Origin of the sequence: Micromonospora arborensis (assembly GCF_003205615.1) — a bacterium.
GTDB lineage: Bacteria > Actinomycetota > Actinomycetes > Mycobacteriales > Micromonosporaceae > Micromonospora > Micromonospora arborensis.
The window spans coordinates 20,871-39,019 of record NZ_PYBV01000018.1 but is presented as its reverse complement, the minus strand read 5'-3'; the positions used below and the strand labels follow the sequence as shown (position 1 = coordinate 39,019).

19 protein-coding genes are annotated in these 18,149 nt (G+C 72.5%); 9 read left to right on the top strand and 10 right to left on the bottom strand.

What is annotated here, in order from left to right; translation table 11 throughout:
• Positions 1–11: 11 nt before the first annotated feature.
• Both C7C45_RS15410 and C7C45_RS15405 read right to left on the bottom strand, forming a co-directional pair.
• The gene (locus C7C45_RS15410; RefSeq protein WP_110564360.1) at positions 12–863 is read right to left on the bottom strand and encodes an aldo/keto reductase; all 852 of its coding nucleotides are present in this window, start codon (positions 861–863) and stop codon (positions 12–14) included.
• Between the two features lie 100 nt (positions 864–963).
• Positions 964–1,929 (bottom strand): LysR family transcriptional regulator, encoded by a 966-nt coding sequence (locus tag C7C45_RS15405; protein WP_110564359.1) that lies wholly within the window; start codon positions 1,927–1,929, stop codon positions 964–966.
• A 51-nt stretch (positions 1,930–1,980) separates the two neighbouring features.
• On the opposite strand from C7C45_RS15405, the gene C7C45_RS15400 reads away from it, so the two are divergent.
• On the top strand, positions 1,981–2,895 hold the full coding sequence (locus C7C45_RS15400) for a serine hydrolase (RefSeq protein ID WP_110564358.1): 915 nt from the start codon (positions 1,981–1,983) through the stop codon (positions 2,893–2,895).
• A gap of 153 nt (positions 2,896–3,048) precedes the next feature.
• A complete protein-coding gene (locus C7C45_RS15395) occupies positions 3,049–4,026 on the top strand; it encodes an MBL fold metallo-hydrolase (protein WP_110564357.1) in 978 nt (325 codons plus the stop codon).
• A 42-nt stretch (positions 4,027–4,068) separates the two neighbouring features.
• Here C7C45_RS15395 and C7C45_RS15390 read toward each other — a convergent pair whose 3' ends face one another.
• The 3 genes from C7C45_RS15390 to C7C45_RS15380 are packed head-to-tail and all read right to left on the bottom strand — an operon-like array spanning position 4,069 to position 6,474.
• Positions 4,069–4,608 carry a DUF1697 domain-containing protein gene (locus C7C45_RS15390; protein ID WP_110564356.1) on the bottom strand — a complete coding sequence of 180 codons (540 nt, stop codon included), beginning with the start codon at positions 4,606–4,608 and terminating at the stop codon, positions 4,069–4,071.
• 28 nt (positions 4,609–4,636) lie between these two features.
• On the bottom strand, positions 4,637–5,320 hold the full coding sequence (locus C7C45_RS15385; RefSeq protein ID WP_110564355.1) for a response regulator: 684 nt from the start codon (positions 5,318–5,320) through the stop codon (positions 4,637–4,639).
• Positions 5,317–6,474 carry a sensor histidine kinase gene (locus C7C45_RS15380; RefSeq protein ID WP_244200397.1) on the bottom strand — a complete coding sequence of 386 codons (1,158 nt, stop codon included), beginning with the start codon at positions 6,472–6,474 and terminating at the stop codon, positions 5,317–5,319. The genes C7C45_RS15385 and C7C45_RS15380 overlap by 4 nt, the downstream gene beginning before the upstream one ends.
• A 169-nt stretch (positions 6,475–6,643) precedes the next feature.
• Between C7C45_RS15380 and C7C45_RS15375 the strand changes: the two genes are divergently transcribed.
• The gene (locus C7C45_RS15375; protein ID WP_110564353.1) at positions 6,644–7,426 is read left to right on the top strand and encodes an ABC transporter ATP-binding protein; all 783 of its coding nucleotides are present in this window, start codon (positions 6,644–6,646) and stop codon (positions 7,424–7,426) included.
• A complete protein-coding gene (locus C7C45_RS15370; RefSeq protein WP_244200396.1) occupies positions 7,420–9,882 on the top strand; it encodes an ABC transporter permease in 2,463 nt (820 codons plus the stop codon). The genes C7C45_RS15375 and C7C45_RS15370 overlap by 7 nt, the downstream gene beginning before the upstream one ends.
• Before the next feature lie 23 nt (positions 9,883–9,905).
• Here C7C45_RS15370 and C7C45_RS15365 read toward each other — a convergent pair whose 3' ends face one another.
• Genes C7C45_RS15365 through C7C45_RS15350 form a run of 4 tightly spaced genes read right to left on the bottom strand, consistent with a single transcriptional unit; the run spans position 9,906 to position 12,944 of the window.
• On the bottom strand, positions 9,906–10,469 hold the full coding sequence (locus C7C45_RS15365) for an SOUL family heme-binding protein (RefSeq protein ID WP_110564352.1): 564 nt from the start codon (positions 10,467–10,469) through the stop codon (positions 9,906–9,908).
• A 32-nt stretch (positions 10,470–10,501) separates the two neighbouring features.
• A complete protein-coding gene (locus C7C45_RS15360) occupies positions 10,502–11,251 on the bottom strand; it encodes a YqeB family protein (protein ID WP_110564351.1) in 750 nt (249 codons plus the stop codon).
• Positions 11,252–11,253: 2 nt separating this feature from the next.
• Positions 11,254–12,051 carry an ABC-2 transporter permease gene (locus C7C45_RS15355; protein WP_110564350.1) on the bottom strand — a complete coding sequence of 266 codons (798 nt, stop codon included), beginning with the start codon at positions 12,049–12,051 and terminating at the stop codon, positions 11,254–11,256.
• Positions 12,048–12,944, bottom strand: coding sequence for an ABC transporter ATP-binding protein (locus C7C45_RS15350; RefSeq protein ID WP_110564349.1), 897 nt, complete (start codon positions 12,942–12,944; stop codon positions 12,048–12,050). The genes C7C45_RS15355 and C7C45_RS15350 overlap by 4 nt, the downstream gene beginning before the upstream one ends.
• A gap of 131 nt (positions 12,945–13,075) precedes the next feature.
• On the opposite strand from C7C45_RS15350, the gene C7C45_RS15345 reads away from it, so the two are divergent.
• From C7C45_RS15345 to C7C45_RS15335, 3 genes are all read left to right on the top strand, one after another.
• Positions 13,076–14,329 carry a sensor histidine kinase gene (locus C7C45_RS15345; RefSeq protein WP_110564348.1) on the top strand — a complete coding sequence of 418 codons (1,254 nt, stop codon included), beginning with the start codon at positions 13,076–13,078 and terminating at the stop codon, positions 14,327–14,329.
• Positions 14,308–15,036, top strand: coding sequence for a response regulator transcription factor (locus tag C7C45_RS15340; protein WP_110564445.1), 729 nt, complete (start codon positions 14,308–14,310; stop codon positions 15,034–15,036). Before C7C45_RS15345 ends, C7C45_RS15340 begins: the two co-directional genes overlap by 22 nt.
• Before the next feature lie 202 nt (positions 15,037–15,238).
• The gene (locus C7C45_RS15335) at positions 15,239–15,592 is read left to right on the top strand and encodes a hypothetical protein (protein WP_244200395.1); all 354 of its coding nucleotides are present in this window, start codon (positions 15,239–15,241) and stop codon (positions 15,590–15,592) included.
• 99 nt (positions 15,593–15,691) lie between these two features.
• Here the strand turns inward: C7C45_RS15335 and C7C45_RS15330 are convergent, their stop codons facing one another.
• Positions 15,692–16,471, bottom strand: a complete 780-nt coding sequence (locus C7C45_RS15330) for a D-Ala-D-Ala carboxypeptidase family metallohydrolase (RefSeq protein ID WP_110564346.1) — start codon at positions 16,469–16,471, stop codon at positions 15,692–15,694.
• 313 nt (positions 16,472–16,784) lie between these two features.
• Here C7C45_RS15330 and C7C45_RS15325 point away from each other — a divergent pair, with 313 nt between their 5' ends.
• Positions 16,785–17,423 (top strand): DUF6642 family protein, encoded by a 639-nt coding sequence (locus C7C45_RS15325; RefSeq protein WP_110564444.1) that lies wholly within the window; start codon positions 16,785–16,787, stop codon positions 17,421–17,423.
• Between the two features lie 41 nt (positions 17,424–17,464).
• Positions 17,465–17,929, top strand: coding sequence for a PPOX class F420-dependent oxidoreductase (locus C7C45_RS15320; RefSeq protein ID WP_110564345.1), 465 nt, complete (start codon positions 17,465–17,467; stop codon positions 17,927–17,929).
• The last annotated feature ends 220 nt before the right edge of the window (positions 17,930–18,149 follow it).

Here is an 18,149-nt window from a genome sequence, read left to right as displayed (position 1 = left end):
CGGCCGTCGCGTTACGCCGGCAGGTAGGCGAAGGTATCCGGGTCGGGGCCCTGCCGCCCGGCCTCGCCCTTGTCCAGCTCGGTGATCCGCTCCATCGCCGCGTCGTCCAGCTCGAAGTCGAAGATCCGAGTGTTCTCCTCGATCCGCCTCGGGGTGGTCGACTTCGGGAAGATGATGTCGCCGCGCTGCACGTGCCAGCGGAGCACCACCTGCGCCGGGGTCCGGTCGAGCTGCTCGGCGAGGTCGACCACCGTCGGGTCGCCCAGCACCTTGCCCTGCGCGATGGGCGACCACGCCTCGGTGAGGATGTTGTGCTCGCGGCCGTAGGCGCGGACCTCGTCGTTGCCGAAGTACGGGTGCGCCTCGATCTGGTTCACCGACGGCACGACGCTCGCCTCGGCGGCCAGCCGCTGCAGGTGCGACACCTGGAAGTTCGACACGCCGATCGAGCGGGCGCGGCCGTCGCGCTGCAACTCCTCCAGCACCTTCCAGGTCGAGACGTAGTCACCGTCGTACAGGGTCGGCAGCGGCCAGTGGATCAGGAACAGGTCGATGTAGTCCATCTTCAGCGCCGCGAGCGTCGAGTCGAACGCCTTGCGGGCGTCGTCGGGGCGGTGGAAGGCGTTGTTCAGCTTGCTGGTCACGTAGACCGCGCCCCGGTCCAGGCCGGAGACGCGTACCGCTTCGCCGACCTCGGCCTCGTTGCCGTACATCTGGGCGGTGTCGATGTGCCGGTAGCCCGCCTCGAAAGCCGTGGTCACCGCCGCGACGGTGTCCTTCGGCTCGATCTGGAACACCCCGAAGCCGAGCTGCGGGATGGTGGTGCCGTCGTTCAGGCTGATGTCCGGAATCATGCTGGCCATTGCGGCTCCTTCGCGTCGTCTTCGTTGCCTGTCATCCATACCCGAGCCTGCGGGTGATGCACCGCCCAAACCTGGGTGACGAGCGCAACGTTCGACCCGTTCACCCGGTCGTGTCGAACAGCACCGGCCAGGGCCGGGCCGCCGGCACCGACGTCTCGGGCGCCGCGGACGGCGCGGGCTCGGCGGCGGCCAGCACCTCGGCGGCGAGCTGCCCGAACATCGACGCCGCCGGGTGCGCCGACCGGTCCGGCCAGGCCGCCGAGGTGCGCCTGGTCAGCGGTGCGTCGGCGATCGGCCGCCAGGCGATGCGGGGTTCCCGTCGCGCCACCGTCGCCGGCTCCACGGCCACTCCGCCTCCGGCCAGCACCAGCCCGAAGAGGAACTCCGGGTTGCGGGCCGGACGCACCCGGCCCGGGCGCCAACCGTGCTGTCGGCACACCACCAGCAGGTGGTCGTGCCAGCCGGGCGCGGTGGCCCGGGGCGCGGCCACCAGATCCAGGCCGGCCAGCGACGCGAGCGGCACCGCACGACCGCGGGCCAGCGGCGAGGTGCGCGGCAGCAGCACCCCCAGGGGTACGTCGACCGGAGCGCCGAAGCGCAGTCCGTCCGCCGTCACGGGATGATGCACCAAACCCACGTCCAGGGTCCGCTCGGCGAGCATCCGCACCTGCTCGGCGGTGGTCAGCTCGTGCAACTCCACGTCCAGGCCGGGTGCCCGGGTGGTGAGCCCGTCCAGCAACGCGCGCAGCGTCACCGCAGGCGTCTCCGGTGGCACCCCGGCCCGGAGTACGCCGAGCTCACCCGCGCGGATCTGCCCCATCAGGTTGCGGAGCCGGCCCTCACCGGCGAGCAACTCCTCCGCCTCGCCGAGCAGCAGCTCACCGGCCGTGGTGAGGCGTACCTGGCGGCGGGACCGGTCGAACAACTCGACCGTGAGCTCCCGTTCCAGTCGTTGGATCGACTGGCTCAGTGGCGGCTGGGCCATCCCGAGCAGCTCCGCGGCCCGCCCGAAGTGCAACTCGTGTGCGACCACCACGAAGTGCCGCAGGTGTCGGAGCAGATCCACGGGCGGACCCTACGCCAGCGCCGGCACGACGCCGCTGGATACCGTGCTGAGGTGGACGTGGGGGAGCGCATCGAGACCATCTTCGCCGCCGCCGGGGTGACGGCCAGCATGCACGTCGTCGACCTGGACGCCGTCGACCTGACCCTTGACGGCCCGGTCGGCGGTGCTCGGGAGGTCGGGGTACGGGCCGACGAGCAGGTGGTGATCGCCTCGATCTTCAAGATCCTGCTGGTGCTGGAGTTCGCCCGGCAGGTCGAGGCCGGTCAACTGGACCCGACCGAGCGGGTCCTGGTCACCGCCGCCGACCGGCTCGGCGGATGGGGTCTGGCCGGCTGCACCGACGACGCCGAGGTGTCGCTGCGCGACCTCGCGTACTTCGCCATGTCGGTCAGCGACAACACGGCCGCCGACCTGCTGCTGCGCCGGGTCGGCCCGGACCTGCTGCCGATGCTCGCCGCCGAGCTGGGGCTGACCCGTACCCGCGTCCTCGGCGGCCCTCGGGAGTTGGTCGAGCTGATGCTCGCCGACGTGGGGGCACGGACCGAGGCGGAGTTCGCCCGGATCTTCCCCACGCTGCCGGCGGAGCGGGTCCGCGCGATGCGGGTCTTCGATCCCGCGCAGACCACGTCCAGCACCGCCCGGGAGATCACCCGGCTGCTCACGCTGATCTGGCGGGACGAGGCCGGGCCGGCGGCGGCCTGCGCGATGGTCCGCACCTGGATGGCCCGGCAGATCTTCTGGACCCGGCTGGCCGCCGGGTTCCCACCCGGTGTCCGGGTCTCCGGAAAGACCGGCACCCTGCCCGGGTTGCACCTGGAGGCCGGGGTCGCCGAGTACCCCGACGGCGGCCGGTACGCCATCGCCGTCTTCGCCCGCGCCGACGAGCTGACCCCACGCCGGATCGACGTGGACCTGGCGATGGGACAGGCGGCCCGCACGGCTGTCGAGGCGCTGCGCGGCAACTGATTTCCGGGCCGCCCGAGCCTTTCCGCACCGACCCTGAGCAGGCCCGATATGCGGCGGCATATCGGAGTCGGCCGCCTTTGATCTTGGACCGGGGCCCGGTGGCGCTGATTGGCTCGTGACGACCGATCACCCGACCACGGGGAGCAGATCCGCATGCCCAACCTCGACCGCCGTCGCTTCCTACGTGACGCCGCCGCCACCACCGCCCTGGTCTCCGCCGGCGGTCTCGTCGCCGGAACCGCCACCCCGGCCCAGGCCGCGCCGTCGGCCGCCGCACCAACGCCAACCGCCCGTCGTAAGGGCGCGGTCAGCTTCCGCTGGTGGGGTACGGCCGGCTGGCGCGTCGACATCGGCGACCGGACCGTCCTCGTCGACCCGTTCCTCAGCCGGATCGACACCGGGCTGTTCACCGGCGCGTTCAACACGGCCACCCCGCTGACCGTGCGCACCGACGTGATCGATCCGCGCGTCGACCGCGCCACCACGGTGCTGGTCACGCACACCCACTGGGACCACTTCATGGACGTGCCCTACATCGCCGGCCGCACCGGCGCGCGGGTGTTCGGCACGCTCACCGCGTACCACCTCGGGTTGGCCTACGGTGTGCCGGCGGCGCAGCTCAGCGCCGTCAAGGGTGGCGAGGTGCTCGACTTCGGCGACCACAGCGTCGAGGTGGTCAGCTCGTTGCACAGCCGCAACGCGGGGTACGCGGTGGCGTTCCCCGGGGTGCGGGTGAGTCAGCCGGCGCAGCCGGCGACCATCGGCGACCTGCCGGAGGGCGACACTCTGGGCTACCTGCTGCGCGTCGACGGCGGCCCGTCGGTCTACTTCACCGGGGCCAGCGACGTCGCCGAGCGCAACCTCACCGGCCTGGCACCGGACGTGGCGATGGTGGCCGTGCAGAGCGCCACGACCACCGGCGACTACCTGCCCCGGCTGCTGGCCGGCCTCGACTACCCGAAGGTCGTGGTGCCGGTGCACTACGACAACTTCGAGACCGGGTTGCAGAACCCGCCGGTCGTCGCCCCGGCCGACCGTGTCCGGCTGGACGACATGATCGCGGCGGTGCGGCGGATCTCGCCGCGCAGCCGGGTTCTGGTGCCCGAGTACGAGACCGCGTACCACTTCTGAGCAGCGCCGGTGGGGGTCGCAGGGCCGCGACCCCCACCGGGGTCAGTTGGCGGTCATCTCCGCCAGGGCCCGCACCGACTTCCAGTTGCGGGTGGTGGACACCACGGCGAGCTTCTTCTCCAGGTACGCGTTGGTGAACTTCGACCGCCCGTAACCGCCGTCGACGAAGTGCAGGAAGACCTCCCGGCCGGTCACCGTGAACGACACGTTCTCGCTGCCGGGCACGGTGAGGGCGTCCACGGCGGCCTTCTTCGGAGGGGTCGCGAGGAAAGCCACCAGCAACCTCGTCGGGTCGTCCTCCCGATCGGCGTACGGGTTGCCGCCGGCCACCGCCGCCAACTCCCGGCCGCTGCGCACCAACACCGGCACGGTCAACGCCAGCTCGTCGGCGAGCGCCCGCTCGATCCCGGCGGCCAGCTTCTCGGCGTCGCGCACACTGCTGCCGAAGGCCACGTTGCCGCTCTGCAGATACGTCTTGACGTCCTCGTGCCCGAGATCGGTGACAATCCGGCGCAGGTCGGCCATCGCCAGCCGGGTGCTGCCGACGTTGACCCCGCGCAGCAGGGCGGCGTACCGGGTCATGGCTCCTCCTCGGGTGCGGCCGATCCGCTCAGCCTAGGTCGGTCGACCCCGACCCGCCGGGACCGACCAGCCCCGTTTCGTAGGCGACGATGACCAACTGCGCCCGATCGCGTACCGCCAGCTTGGTCAACAACCGCCCGACGTGCGTCTTGACCGTGGCCAGACTGAGACTGAGATGCGCGGCCAACTCCGAGTTGGACAGACCCCGGGCGATCAGCGCGAGCACCTCCCGTTCCCGCTCGGTCACCCCGTCCAGTCGCCGTGGCAACGGCCGGGCCGGTTCGGGCCGCCGGGCGAACTCGTCGATCAGCCGGCGGGTCACCGTGGGCGCGAGCAGCCCCTCACCGGCGGCGACCACCCGGATCCCGGCCAGCAGGTCCGCCGGTGGGGTGTCCTTGAGCAGGAACCCACTGGCCCCGGCGCGCAGCGCCCCGTAGACGTACTCGTCCAGGTCGAAGGTGGTCAGGATGATGACCCGGGTGCCGGCTGTCGCCGGGTCGGCGCAGATCCGTCGGGTCGCCTCGATGCCGTCCATCTCCGGCATCCGTACGTCCATCAGCACCACATCCGGCCGGTGCTGCCCGGTCAACGCGACCGCCTCCGCGCCGGTGCCCGCCTCGGCGACGGTGGTGAAATCCGGGGTCAGGTCGACCAACAGGCGGAAGCTGCCGCGCAGCAGCGCCTGGTCGTCGGCGATCAACACGCGGATCATGCGGCGACCCGGTAGGGCAGGCGGGCCGTCACGGCGAAGCCTCCGCCGGAGCGAGAGCCGGCGGTGAACTCCCCGCCGTGCAGGGCCACCCGTTCCCGCATACCGGTCAGGCCGTGCCCCTCCCCACCGGTCAGGACCGGACGCCGGCCGTCGTCGGTCACCTCCACCCGCACCTCGTCGGGGGTGACGGTCACCGTTGCCCGGCAGGCGGCCGGCGCCGCGTGCTTCACCACGTTGGTCACCGCCTCCTGCACGATCCGGTACACGGCGAGGCTCACCGACTCGGGCACCACGGCCGCCGGTTCCTCCCGTCGAACGTCGAGCTGAACGTCGACGCCGCCGATCGCCGCCTGTCTGGCGAGCACGGGCAGCTCGTCCAGTCCGGGTGTCGGCGCGTACGGGGTGCCTTCGCGCAGTACGCCGAGCACCCGGCGGACGTCGGTGAGCGCGGTGCGGCCGGTCTCCTCGATCACCCGCAGGGCGGCGCCCGCCTCGCGTGGGTCGGCCTCGGCGACGTGGTTGGCGACGGCCGCCTTCACCACGATGAGGCTCAGCGTGTGCGCGACCACGTCGTGCAACTCCCGGGCCACCCGCAACCGCTCCTCGGTGGCGGCCTGACGGACCAGGTGCTCACTCTGCCGGGCGTCGAGGGCGCGTCGCTCCCGAATCAACCAGCCGATCAACCACGCTGGTGTGATCATGACGGCGGCGTAGCCGACCGCACCCGTACGCGACCACAGGTCGCCGGCTGTCAGCACCAAGCCGACGCTGACCAGAGCGAGACAACCGGCCGCGCAGAGCACCGACCGGCGGGTGGCCGTCGACGCCGCCACCGTGTAGAAGGACAGACCGATGGCGAACGCCGGTGCGGCGGCGGCGAAATTGGGAATCACCCCGGTGACCAGGGCGACGGTGGTGACGGAGCTGATCACGACGGCGACCGTGCTCGGCCAGCGTCGCCGGACGGCCAACGGCAGCCCGATGAGCATCCCGACGAGGATCGACACCCAGAGCGGCTCGCTCACGCCACCGTGCTGCGGCGACTCCAGCGCCGCGTACGGGCAGAGCAGCCCGCCGACTGCCACGGCCAGCACAACGTCCACGATGTACAACTCCGCCGGCCGTAGCCGTCGGGACAGCAATAGAGCGGTCACCCGGTAGACGGTAACGGCCCACCGGGTTGGTCGCGTCCACCCGCGGGCCGTCATCCTCGGGAACGACGTCCGGTCGTGGACCGGGCCGCGTCTCCGCCCAGGGGAGGGTCGGAAAGTGCCCGCGTCGGCACGACGCGCCGCACCCGTCGGAACCGGCACCGTAGCGGTCATGACCACACACACGGTGACCCTGACGGGGCTGCGCGCGGTGTACGGCACCGGCACCCGGCGGGTGACGGCGCTGGACGGCGTGACGACAAGCTTCGCGAGCGGCACGTTCACGGCGGTGATGGGCCCTTCGGGCTCGGGGAAGTCCACCCTGCTGCACTGCGCGGCGGGGCTGGACAGCCCGACCGAGGGGATCGTCACGATCGACGGCACCCGCCTGAACGACCTGGGCGAGGACGCGCTGACCCGACTGCGGCGCGACCGGATCGGCTTCGTGTTCCAGGCGTTCAACCTGGTGTCCTCCCTGACCGCCGCGCAGAACGTCGAGTTGCCGTCGCGCCTGGCCGGTCGCCGCCCGCCGGCCCGGGACGTCACCGCCGCGCTCGACGCCGTGGGACTGGCCGACCGGGCCGGCCACCGGCCGAGTGAGCTGTCCGGCGGTGAGCAGCAGCGCGTGGCGGTGGCCCGAGCACTGATCACCCGTCCGGCGGTGGTCTTCGCCGACGAGCCGACCGGGGCGCTGGACAGCGCGGCCTCCCGGCAGGTGCTCCGGCTGCTGCGCGCGCTCGTCGACGACCACGGGCAGACCGTGGTGATGGTGACCCACGATCCCGCCGCAGCGGCGTACGCCGATCGGATCCTCCTCCTTGCCGACGGCCGGGTCGTCGACGAGCTGACCGGTGGGATCACCGCGGCGGTCGTCGCCGCGCGGATCGCCGAGCGGGAGACGGTTCCGGTGGGCTCGTCCCGGCCCGCGGAGACCATCGCGGAGCCGTCGTGCTGAGCATCCGGAACGGCTGCGGAACAGTCGCGTCGAACATCCGGCGGTCCACCAGCGCGTTCGTGGCCGTCGCCCTCGGGGTCGCGCTGGTGGCGACCACCACCCTGCTCCTCGCCTCCGGACGCCCGCAGGTGCCGGATCGACTCGCGCAGGCGGCGGTCGTGGTGCAGAGCCCCGAGGCCGGTGCGTCGGCCGACTCGTTCATGCCGACCCGGCCCTGGTCCGCCACCCGGGCGGCGGAACTCACCAGCAGGCTGGCGGGTCTGCCGGGCGTCGCGGCGGCGGTGCCGGACCGGACCTTCTACGCCCAGCCGCTCGTCGAGGGCCGTCCACCGGCGACCGATGGCCAGCGGGAGGACGCCCAGCAGGGGCACGGCTGGTCCAGCGCGCAGCTCGGTGGACTGCGCCTCACGGCCGGCGAGCCGCCCCGCAAGCCCGGCGAGGTGGTCGTCGACCGCGCGCTCGGGCTGCGGGCCGGCGAACCGGTCACCCTGCTGACCGCGGCGGGCCCGGAGGCGTACACCGTCACCGGTCTGGTCGACGAGCCCGGCGTCCACGTCGCGGACGAGGTCGCTGCCGCGCTCGCACCCGGCGTCCGGGCCATCGGCCTGGTGCTGACGCCGGGCGCTGATCCGGAGCAGGTCGCCACGGCGGCTCGCGGTGTCGTCAGTGCGGACGGACAGGTGTTGACCGGTGCCGCGCGCGGCGCGCTGGAGCCCCGGAACGATGCCCGCACCCGCTGGATCGGCATGCAGGTGCTCACCGCCACGGCGGCTCTCGCCGGCTTCGTCACGGTCTTCGTGGTCTCCTCCACCTTCGCGTTCACCATCGCGCAGCGCCGCCGTGAGCTGGGCCTGCTGCGCGCCGTCGGCGCCACCGGGCGTCAGGTCCGCCGCATGGTGTACGTCGAGGCGCTCACGGTCGGTGTCGTGGGCGGGCTCGTCGGCCTGCTGGTGGGCCTGGTGCTCGCCCCGGCGCTGGGCGGGCCGATCGTCGACGCCGGTCTCGAACCATCGACCTTCCAGGTCCGGTACGCCCCCTGGCCGGTCGCGGTCGCCCTCGCCGCCGGGCCGGTGATCGCGTTGCTGGCCGTCTGGTCGGCGTCCCGACGGGCGGCCCGGGTCCGCCCGTTGGAGGCGTTGCGCGAGGCGGCGGTGGAGCAGCGGCCGATCGGGCGGCTGCGCGTCGTGACCGGGGCGCTCCTCGTCGCCCTGGGAGCCGCTCTCAGCGTCGGCACGGCGACCGCTGACGAGGCCCGCATCGCGGGGCAGTACGCCCTGTACGCGGTGATGGCGCTGGTGGCCGGCGCTACCGTGCTCGCCCCTGCGGTGGTCAGGCCGATGGTGCGGCTGCTGCGTTCTCCGGTGCGGCGGCGCGGCGGGGCGATCGGAATGCTGGTCCGGGGCGGGGCGTTGACCGCGACCCGGCGGACGGCGTCCATCGCCGCGCCGGTGCTGCTCACGGTCGCCTTCGCGGTCCTGGTGTCCGGAATGGTGCGGACCACCACCGCCGCGTACGCGGCAGGGCGGGCGGACAACGTGAACGCCGGCTGGGTCGTCGTGCCCGACCGGGCGCCCGGTCTGTCGGACCAGGCCGTCGCCGCGACCGGTGGCACCGCCCTCCTGCCGACCACCGTCTTCCGTACCGATCCCGGAACACTGCCGGAGAACCGGCCGCTGACCGCGCTCGGTGTGGACCCGGCGGGGTTCGCCGCCGCGAACCGGGCGCTCACCGTCGTCGCCGGCTCCCTGAACGACCTGCGTGGGGACGACACGGTGGTGGTCACCGCCTCGACGAACCTGCTGCCGTCCCAGCCGTACGCGTTGGTCTTCGCCGACGGGACGTCGGTGTCGTTGCGCATCGTCGCCGTCGTCACCGACGACTCGCTCCCCGGCGACCTCCTCCTACCCCGGGCCGTGGTGCGAACGCACGACCCGTCGGCGCTGACCTCCACGGTGTACGTCCGGGACCGGATCGATCCTCCGGCCGGCGCGCGGATCGTCGACGTCGCCACCTGGGCGGCCGAGGCGGACGCCGCCGAGGACCGTCTCGTCTGGCTGTTCACGCTGCTGCTGATCGCTGTGTCGGCTGGTTACGGGGCCATCGCGGTGGCGAACACGCTGCTGCTGGCCGCCGCCGGCCGGGCCGCCGACCTACGGCTGATCCGGTTGGCCGGGGCGACCCGGCGGCAGGTCATCTGGCTCGTCACGGCCGAGTCCGCACTGGTGGTGCTGATCGGCGCGCTGCTCGGTGGGGCTGTCGCGTTCGTCGGCCTGCTCAGCATCCGTGCGGGCCTCGCCGACCAGGTCGGCGCCCCCGTCGACCTGGTGGTTCCGTGGTCGGTGGTCACCGGCGTGGTGGGGCTGTGCCTGCTGTTGGCGGCGCTGGCGAGCGTGCTGCCGACGTGGCGGTCGCTGCGCCACCGTCCCGCCCGGTCCTCGGTCGGCGTGGTCGGATGATCGCGCCCCCGCCCACCGTCAGCTCACTCGACGACCGGCAGCACGACCTCGTTGCGGCGCAGGAACCACGGCTTCCACGGCGGGTCGAAGCGCGCGTACCGGATGGCGCCGGTGGGTTGCAGCCCGGCCGCGGTGACCGACCGGCCGAGCAGGGTGGCCCGTTGGTCGAACGCCTGCTCGGTCCACCGCCCGGAGAAGCGCGTCGCCGCCGCCAACTGCGCCGGGACCTCGCGGATCCGCACCCGGGCGTCGACCGGCTCGGGCAGGGTGGCGGCGGTGAAGGTGACCGGCATGACGAACTGGACCAGGTACGCGCCCGGCCACTCACCCTCCACCTGGATCACCGGCGCGGTCATGGCGATCTTCTCCGAGCCGCCGGCCGCCGGCATCGCGTGCGTGGCCGTCGGAAGCGGATGCCGGGCCCGGTTGGCACCCCCGATGTACGCGGCCAGCGGCCGGAACGCTTCTATCGGCGCCCGGGTGAACGACGCCTGGATCTGCATCTCGGCCACCAGGTGTGCCGGATACCGGCGCAGCTCGAAGCCGGGGTGTCGGGACACCACCCGGTACGGCTGCTGTTCGGTCATCGCGCGGCTCCCAGGGTCTCCTGGGTCAGACGCTACCGCCCGTCTGGCTCCCGCTCGGCCGAAGTCGTCTGCTCCGGTCGAGGGGTGACCGCCCGCGCGTTCAGCCGCCAGTACTGCCGTTTGCCCTCGTCGCGCAGCACCACCCCGATCAGGCCCAACTCCCGGCGCAGCTCCCGGGCGTCGTCGCGGCGATCCCGCCCGAGCGCCCGCTCGCGCGCACGCAGCAGTGCGTCCGCGCCAGCGGGCAGCCCGGGCAGGTCGGGCACCCAGAGCCGGTACGCCGACCGGTGCGGGTCGTCGTCGGCCCACCCCCAGCCGTGCCCTCGGAATGCCTCGGCCAGTTCGGCGGTGGGCAGGTCGGTCGGTTCCCGGGCCAGTTCCGCGCCGTCACCGTCGAGCAGCACCAGGTGCCCGTCGGCGCGGAAGACCACCCGGGTGTCGGCCCGTGCGATGCTCCGGCCCTGGTCGGAGCGGCGCAGCCGAACCTGCGCCGCGTCGACGGTGACGATCAGCCTTTCGGCGGTGCCGACACCGGCGACGACCAGTCCGGCGAGTACGCCCACCGCGACCGTGCCGAGGGTGGCCTGCGGCTCGGGCAGCCGGTCCACCCACTCGATCAGGTCCCGGAACGGCACCCAGGGCAGCCGGCTGAGCCAGCCGGTCGTCGCCGCGAGGAGCCATCCGACGCCCGCGCCGAGCAGCGGGAAGCCACCCCACATGACCACCAGGTCCCAGGGACCGCCGGTGACCACCGTGCGCGGGCGGTTACCTGCGAGGTCCATGGTCAGGACACCTCGCGGCGCAGCGTCCGGTAGAGGCCCGCGGCGAGCGGAAGGACCATCCAGACCAGCAGGGAAACGACCATCCGCCCCCACTGTTCGCCGGTGACGGCGTCGCTGCTGAACAGCGGTTCCATGGTCTTGCTGGTGTCCAACCACTCGGACGGGCCGCGTAGGGGTTTGACCATCTCGCCGAGCACTCCCCAGAGGGTGGGCAGCAGCAGGTAGCCGACGATGGCCAGCGGCGGGTTGAGCAGCAGCAGACCAAAGGCGGCACCCATCAGCACGCCGGTGACCTGGAGGATCACCGCGTTCAACAGCAGCGACCCGTCGAGCTGCCAGGTGCCCGCGCCGCCGATGGCGGACGCCACCAGCGTGCCGGCGGCTGCGACGACGAGGCTGGTCAGCACCGAGGCGACCGCGGTCAGCATCACGGCGTTCAGCTTCGCGACGACCACCCGCTCCCGGCGGGGCACCAGGGCGTACGTGGTGAGGGCGGTCCGCTGGGACCACTCGCTGGTGATCGACAGGATGCCGAGCACCGGCAGCAGCACCCCGACCGGGAGCAGCGAGGGAGTGAAGAAGTTGACGAAGGTCTGGTCGGCGTCGTTCGCGTAGATCAACTGCAGGATGACGATCACGGCGGTGACCAGGCCGATGGTGATCAGCAGCCAGCGGCCAGCCCGGGTGTCGACGAGCTTGCGCAGCTCGACGAGGGTGAGCCGGAGCAGCGACGGGCGACGTACCGGGGTGTGCTGGCGTGGCGCGACGGCGCCGTCGGCGGGTGCGGTGGTGGTGGTCATCGGACGGACTCCTTGGTGGATTCGCCGGCGGTCAGGGTGAGGAAGAGTTGTTCGAGGCCACCGCCGCTGGCGGGGCGCAGCTCGGCCAGCGCGACACCGGCGTCGGCGGCGGCCTGCCCGACCGCCTCGGCGTCGGCCTGCACGAGCAGCCCCTCGGAGCTGTCGGCGGGGCTCAACCCGGCCCTCTCCAGTGCCCGGCGCAGCGCCGCATCGTCGCGGGCCCGGACCACCGTGCCGCCGCCGGCCAGCAACTCGTTCTTGTCGCCCTGGGCCACGATCCGGCCGCCCCCGATCACCACCAGCCGGTCCGCGACCGCCTCCACCTCGCGCAGCAGGTGGGAGGAGAGCAGCACCGTGCCGCCCCGGTCGGCGAAGTCACGCAGCAGGCCGCGCATCCAGAAGATCCCCTCCGGGTCCAGACCGTTCGCCGGCTCGTCGAGGATCAGCACCCGGGGATCGCCGAGCAGCGCGTGTGCCAGCCCGAGCCGCTGGCGCATGCCCAACGAGTACGCCCGTACCCGTCGCTTCGCGGCCACCGCGTTCAACCCGACCAGGTCGAGCTTCGCGGCGACCTCGCGCCGGTCCAGACCCATGGTGTACGCGGACAGCGTCAACGCCTCGCGGCCGGTCCGCCCGGCGTGCTGGGCGGAGGCGTCCAGCAGCACCCCGACCTCCCGGCCCGGATTGGGCAGCTCCCGGTAGGGGCGCCCGGAGACGGTGGCGCGGCCCGCACTCGGTGCGGTGAGTCCGCAGATCATCCGCATGGTGGTGGATTTGCCGGCGCCGTTGGGGCCGAGGAAGCCGGTGACCGTGCCCGGCTCGCACTGGAAGGACACGTCGTCCACGGCCGGGTGTGGCCCGTATCGCTTGGTGAGGTTCTCTACGCTGATCATGTGGTCGAGCCTGCCCGCGCTGCCCGGCCATCCGCTTCGGCCGCCGGTCGGTGTCGCGCCGACCTTGGTAGAGGTTCGGTCTCGACTTTGGTAGCTGGTCCTGTCGCCCGTCGGCTGCCTAGCATGGCCTGGTGACCAGCCTCGCCGTCCCGGAGCACCCTTGGCTGCTGCCAGGGGAGCTGGTGGTGCCGGCTGACCGTGGGCGTACCCGTCCGCGCCGCACCACCCGCGACTGGATCGTGGACAGCATCGCGTTCCTGGTCTCCCTGCTCTGGGTGCTGCTCGTCACCGCGGATGCCCTGTCGCCCCGGCCGGAGATGGCGGCCCCGTTGCCGCACGACTGGCTGGCCGGCGCGGACGCGCTGCTCGGGCTGGTCTGCTCTGGGCTGCTCTGGCTGCGTCGGCGGTGGCCGCTCGGGCTGGTGGTGGCGACCACTCCGCTGACGATGTTCTCGCTGGCCGCCGCCGTCCCGTTGCTGATCTTCTATTTCACCGTGGTGGTGCACCGGCGGACCGCCGTCGCGGTGGCAGTGACCGGCGCGGGTCTGGTCACCAACCTGATCTTCAGTTGGCTGCGTCCGGACCCGGCCTGGCCGTACTGGGCCACCGCCTCGTGGGGCGTGGTGCTCAGCTTCGCCGTGCTGGCCTGGGGGATGTTCGTCCGCGCCCGACGGCAGTTGATCGTGTCGTTGCGGGAGCGGGCCGAGCGGGCCGAGGCGGAGCAGCAACTGCGGGTCACCCAGGCCCGCCACCTCGAACGCACCCGGATCGCCCGGGAGATGCACGACGTGCTCGCCCACCGGATCTCGCTGCTCAGCCTGCACGCGGGTGCTCTGGAGTTCCGCCCGGACGCGCCGGCCGACGAGGTGGCCCGGGCCGCCGGGGTGATCCGGGGCAGCGCGCACGCAGCCCTACAGGACCTGCGCGAGGTGATCGGGGTGCTCCGGGCCGAGAGAGACGACGACGGCGACGCCCCCGAGCCACCGCAGCCCACCCTCGCCGACCTGCCGGCCCTGATCGCCGAGTCGCGGGCGGCCGGGGTACGGGTGAACGTGACCGACAGCGTCGTCACACCGGGCGAGGCGCCAGCGGCCCTGGGTCGGGCGGCGTACCGGATCGTGCAGGAAGGGCTGACCAACGCCCGCAAACACGCGGCCGGCGCGGCGGTCACCGTGGACGTGGCCGGCGGGCCGGGAAACGGGCTGACCGTGGCGATCGGTAACCGGTGGCCGGTCGGTACACCGGCCGGTGGGGCGCTGCCGGGCGCGGGCACCGGCCTCGTCGGCATCAGCGAGCGGGTCACGTTGGCCGGTGGCCGCCTCGCCTACGGGCGGGACGACGCGGGCGACTTCCGGCTGGCCGCCTGGCTGCCGTGGCCGACGTGACGGGCCCTTCCGGGGTGGCCGGCCCTGAGTCGGCCGTGCCGTCGGTGCGCGTGCTGATCGTGGACGACGACGCCCTGGTCCGGGCCGGGCTCTCGATGATCCTCGGCGGCCTGCCGGACCTGACCGTGGTCGGGGAGGCGACCGACGGCAGCGAGGTGCCGGCCGCGGTCGCCGCGTACGCCCCGGACGTGGTGCTGATGGACATCCGGATGCCACGGGTGGACGGGCTGACCGCCACCGAGGTGCTGCGTGCCCAACCGCACCCGCCGGAGGTGCTGGTGCTGACCACCTTCGACGCCGACGAGCAGGTGCTGCGGGCACTACGCGCCGGTGCGGCTGGCTTCCTGCTCAAGGACACTCCGCCGGCGGAGATCGTGCACGCCGTGCGCCGGGTGGCGGCCGGTGAGGCGACGCTCTCCCCGACGGTGACCCGGACGTTGATCGCCCACGTGACCGCCGCCGCCCCCGGCCCGGTCGGCCCCGACTCGCGCCGGGAGCGGGCGCTGCGGCTGCTCGGCGGGCTCAGTGAGCGGGAGCGGCAGGTGGCGGTCGCCCTGGGGCGGGGCCAGACCAACGCGGAGATCGCGGGCGAGTTGTTCATGAGTGTGGCGACGGTGAAGGCGTACGTCTCCCGGCTGCTGACCCGGCTCGACCTGAACAACCGGGTCCAGGTGGCCCTGCTCGTGCACGACGCCGGCCTGGTCTGACGGGAGGCTGCGCGCGTGCTGTCGCCGGAGGATCTGCTTACCGCGTACCGGCTTTGAACTATCGGGCGACGTCGGCCGTACCACTGGCCGAGGATGTCGGTGCGGTGAGTCCGCCGTACCGCTGCCGAGCTGCGGGAGGCCTGCCGTGCGAGTTGGTGTGCAGTCGACGGATCCCATCGATCAGGTACTGGGTGAGGTGCCGATGCCGGCACAGCTGACCCCGGAGGATGTTCGGCTCGCGGTCCGGGCGGTGGTCGTGCACACCGCCGAGGAGTGGCCCACCGGGCCCCTGTGCCGCAACGACGGCGCCTCCTACCCGTGCCGCCTGCACCGCTGGGGCCGACGGGTGTTGGAGACACACGGGCTCAACGAACGGCAGATCGATGCGGTGATCCGGCACGGCAACCCGTTCGTGCACGTGCCCTTCCCGTTCACGGCGACCGAGCCGTCGCGGCAGCAGGCTCCGAGGGTCGTCCCACCTGGGGCACGGCCCACCGCTGCTGGCCGGCCGGTGACACCCCCCGTCACCGCGCCGCGCTGGCCCCGGGCGAGCTGAGCGCCCTACCCCCGCGCCCACCCGACCGGGGCGACGTGACGTCGGCCCGACGTGAAGATCCCCCTCCGCGTCGGGCCGACGTCGCTCCGACCGACCGGCTCAGTTGCCGACCCCGCAGTCCGGGGCGGACCAACTCGTCGTGTTCGAACTGCTGTCGCTGTTGTTCTCCCGACGCGAGTCGACGTGCACGTGGTCGTCGTGGTCCGGGTAGCCCGGCCCGTAGATACCGCTGAAGCCGTTGTTACGGGCACTGCGGGCGACCTGGCACAGCGAGGACGACCGCGAGGTGACGTCGGCCGCGTTGCCGTACAGGTGCTGGCTGTCGGACGCGCCGCCGACCTGGTTGTTGCAGGCGCGGCTGCGGAACCCGCTGGACACGTCGAGCGGTTTGTCACCGAGGTTCTTGCGCAGCGCCTCCAACTTCCACATGGTGCGCAACGCGTTCTGCCGGGTCTGGGTCGCCGAGAGCGGGCCACCGCTGTACCCGGACCCGCCGCACCCGTTGTCCAGCTCGTTGAAGCTGAAATGCGCGGGCGTGCAGTCGTTGTCCTGGAGTTGGTACAGCTTGGCGTAGGTCTGCGGGCCGGCCACGCCGTCGGCGCGCAGCCCGTACGCCTGCTGGAACCGCTTGACCGCGGCGGCGGTCTTCGGTCCGTAGCGGCCGTCGTTCTCCACGATGTCCCGGTAGCCGGCCCAGCCGGCGACCCGGATCTGCAACTGGCGGACGTCGTCGCCCGAGCGTCCCTGGTACAGGTTGCGGGTCCAGGTGTAACAGCCGTCCGCGTGGGCTGCTGGTGCGGCGACCACCGTGGCGATTGCTGCCCCGGGCAGCGCCAGGGCGAATGCGACGGCAACTCGCTTCAAGGTGTTTACGCGCACAGAAGTCCTCCCGATAGGAGAGCGAATGGGGTGGCTCCAGGACATCGACCGAGAAGCCCCGTGATTTCCACTCTGACACTGATCAGTGCGGTTGGAGGTGATTAACGAGAATCGTCCTCACAAACCGTGGTACCTGGGTATTGACTGGGAATTCGGCTGATTTGCGAAACAGCCATTCCCCCTGATCGGCCCCGGTGGGGTCAAGCACGACCAAGGACACCGAACGTCGCAATCCGCTACACCGAGGGTGATGTTTCCGGGCTGGTGGCGGGCGGTAACGTCAGCCCCGGGCGGCGGACTGGCGGAGGTGCACGTGGCACGCGGTGGCGTCTTCTGTGTCGAGGGTCAGTGGCATCGCGACCTCAACGAGCGGGGCTCCGTGTTGCCCACCCTCGAGTTGCTGGAGCGACTGGGCAAGATCCGCTTCATCCACAAGGACGCGGCCACGCGCGACGAGTTGTTCTACTTCCTGGACCGATGGCTGCTCAAGCAGTACGCCGACCACCGGGTCGGCTTCTTCGCCATGCACGGAGAGCCGAGCCGGCTCTGCCTCACCGACTGGCAGTCGGTGGAGCTGAACGAGGTGGCCGAGCTGATGGCCGGCCGCGCCGAGGGGCGGCGACTCTATTTCGGCAGCTGCTCGGTGCTGCGGGCCTCGGACGCGGTGTTGCGCGAGTTCCTGCAGGTCACCGGAGCAGCTCTGATCTGCGGTTTTACCCGAGAAGTCGACTGGGTCGAATCGGCGGCTTTCGAAACCGTCCTGCTCGACGTTCTCGCCAACGGTCAGCGGCACAATGCCGCCGAGCTGCGGATGGGCTCCGCCCACTGGGCTCCGCTCGCCTCGTACCTCGGCTTTCGGGTGATCTACGCCAACGGGCGGGCCTGGCGTCCGTCCGGCCGCCCCCGGGTGCCCACCCAGGCCGTGCACCGCTCGGCGGCCCGGCCTCGCTGACCCGCCGGCACCGCTGCGCCCGCACCTGGTAGGAACGAGAGATGGCGCGCAGCATCGCAAAGAACACCCGGGTCGACCGGGACGCCCTGCTCGACTTCCTCCGGCCGCGACACCGCGTCGTGCTGATGACCACCCGGGCCGACGGCCGCCCGCAGTCGTCCCCGGTCTCCGCGGGGATCGACGGGCAGGGCCGGCTGGTCGTCTCCACCTACCCGGAGCGGGCCAAGGTCACCAACATCCGCCGTGACCCCCGGGTCTCGGCGTGTGTGCTCAGCGACGACTGGGACGGCCCCTGGGTGCAGATCGACGGCACCGCCGAGGTGCTCGACCTGCCCGAGGCGCTGGATCCGCTGGTCGAGTACTTCCGCAGTATCGCCGGCGAGCACCCGGACTGGGACGACTACCGGGCGGCGATGGTGCGCCAGGGCAAGTCGCTGATCCGGGTCACGATCGACGCCTGGGGTCCGATCGCCACCGGTGGCTTCCCCGCCCGCCTCGCCGACTGAGGTCGACCGCGCTCGGGAAGCCGGCGCGACGTAGTGACCAGGTCGACTGACGACCAACGCGGACACCCGACGCGGAGGTCATGGGGTGGGACCGCGGTGCTGTAGAGCTGCCCCAGATATGGGGCGGATGGAGGCGGCAGGTCGCCGGCCGCGTTCGGGGGACGCTGCGCTCCGGGAGCGGCGTGTTTTCGGGGCGGCGCGTTCGGGGGTGAGGCGTCCG

What these genes read in the sequence shown, in the direction of transcription:
- C7C45_RS15410 (WP_110564360.1), bottom strand. Translation starts at nt 863, where the DNA reads ATGGCCAGCATGATTCCGGACATCAGCCTGAACGACGGCACCACCATC.
- C7C45_RS15395 (WP_110564357.1), top strand. Translation starts at nt 3,049, where the DNA reads ATGCCCAACCTCGACCGCCGTCGCTTCCTACGTGACGCCGCCGCCACC.
- C7C45_RS15390 (WP_110564356.1), bottom strand. Translation starts at nt 4,608, where the DNA reads ATGACCCGGTACGCCGCCCTGCTGCGCGGGGTCAACGTCGGCAGCACC.
- C7C45_RS15385 (WP_110564355.1), bottom strand. Translation starts at nt 5,320, where the DNA reads ATGATCCGCGTGTTGATCGCCGACGACCAGGCGCTGCTGCGCGGCAGC.
- C7C45_RS15375 (WP_110564353.1), top strand. Translation starts at nt 6,644, where the DNA reads ATGACCACACACACGGTGACCCTGACGGGGCTGCGCGCGGTGTACGGC.
- C7C45_RS15365 (WP_110564352.1), bottom strand. Translation starts at nt 10,469, where the DNA reads ATGACCGAACAGCAGCCGTACCGGGTGGTGTCCCGACACCCCGGCTTC.
- C7C45_RS15360 (WP_110564351.1), bottom strand. Translation starts at nt 11,251, where the DNA reads ATGGACCTCGCAGGTAACCGCCCGCGCACGGTGGTCACCGGCGGTCCC.
- C7C45_RS15355 (WP_110564350.1), bottom strand. Translation starts at nt 12,051, where the DNA reads ATGACCACCACCACCGCACCCGCCGACGGCGCCGTCGCGCCACGCCAG.
- C7C45_RS15350 (WP_110564349.1), bottom strand. Translation starts at nt 12,944, where the DNA reads ATGATCAGCGTAGAGAACCTCACCAAGCGATACGGGCCACACCCGGCC.
- C7C45_RS15335 (WP_244200395.1), top strand. Translation starts at nt 15,239, where the DNA reads ATGCCGGCACAGCTGACCCCGGAGGATGTTCGGCTCGCGGTCCGGGCG.
- C7C45_RS15320 (WP_110564345.1), top strand. Translation starts at nt 17,465, where the DNA reads ATGGCGCGCAGCATCGCAAAGAACACCCGGGTCGACCGGGACGCCCTG.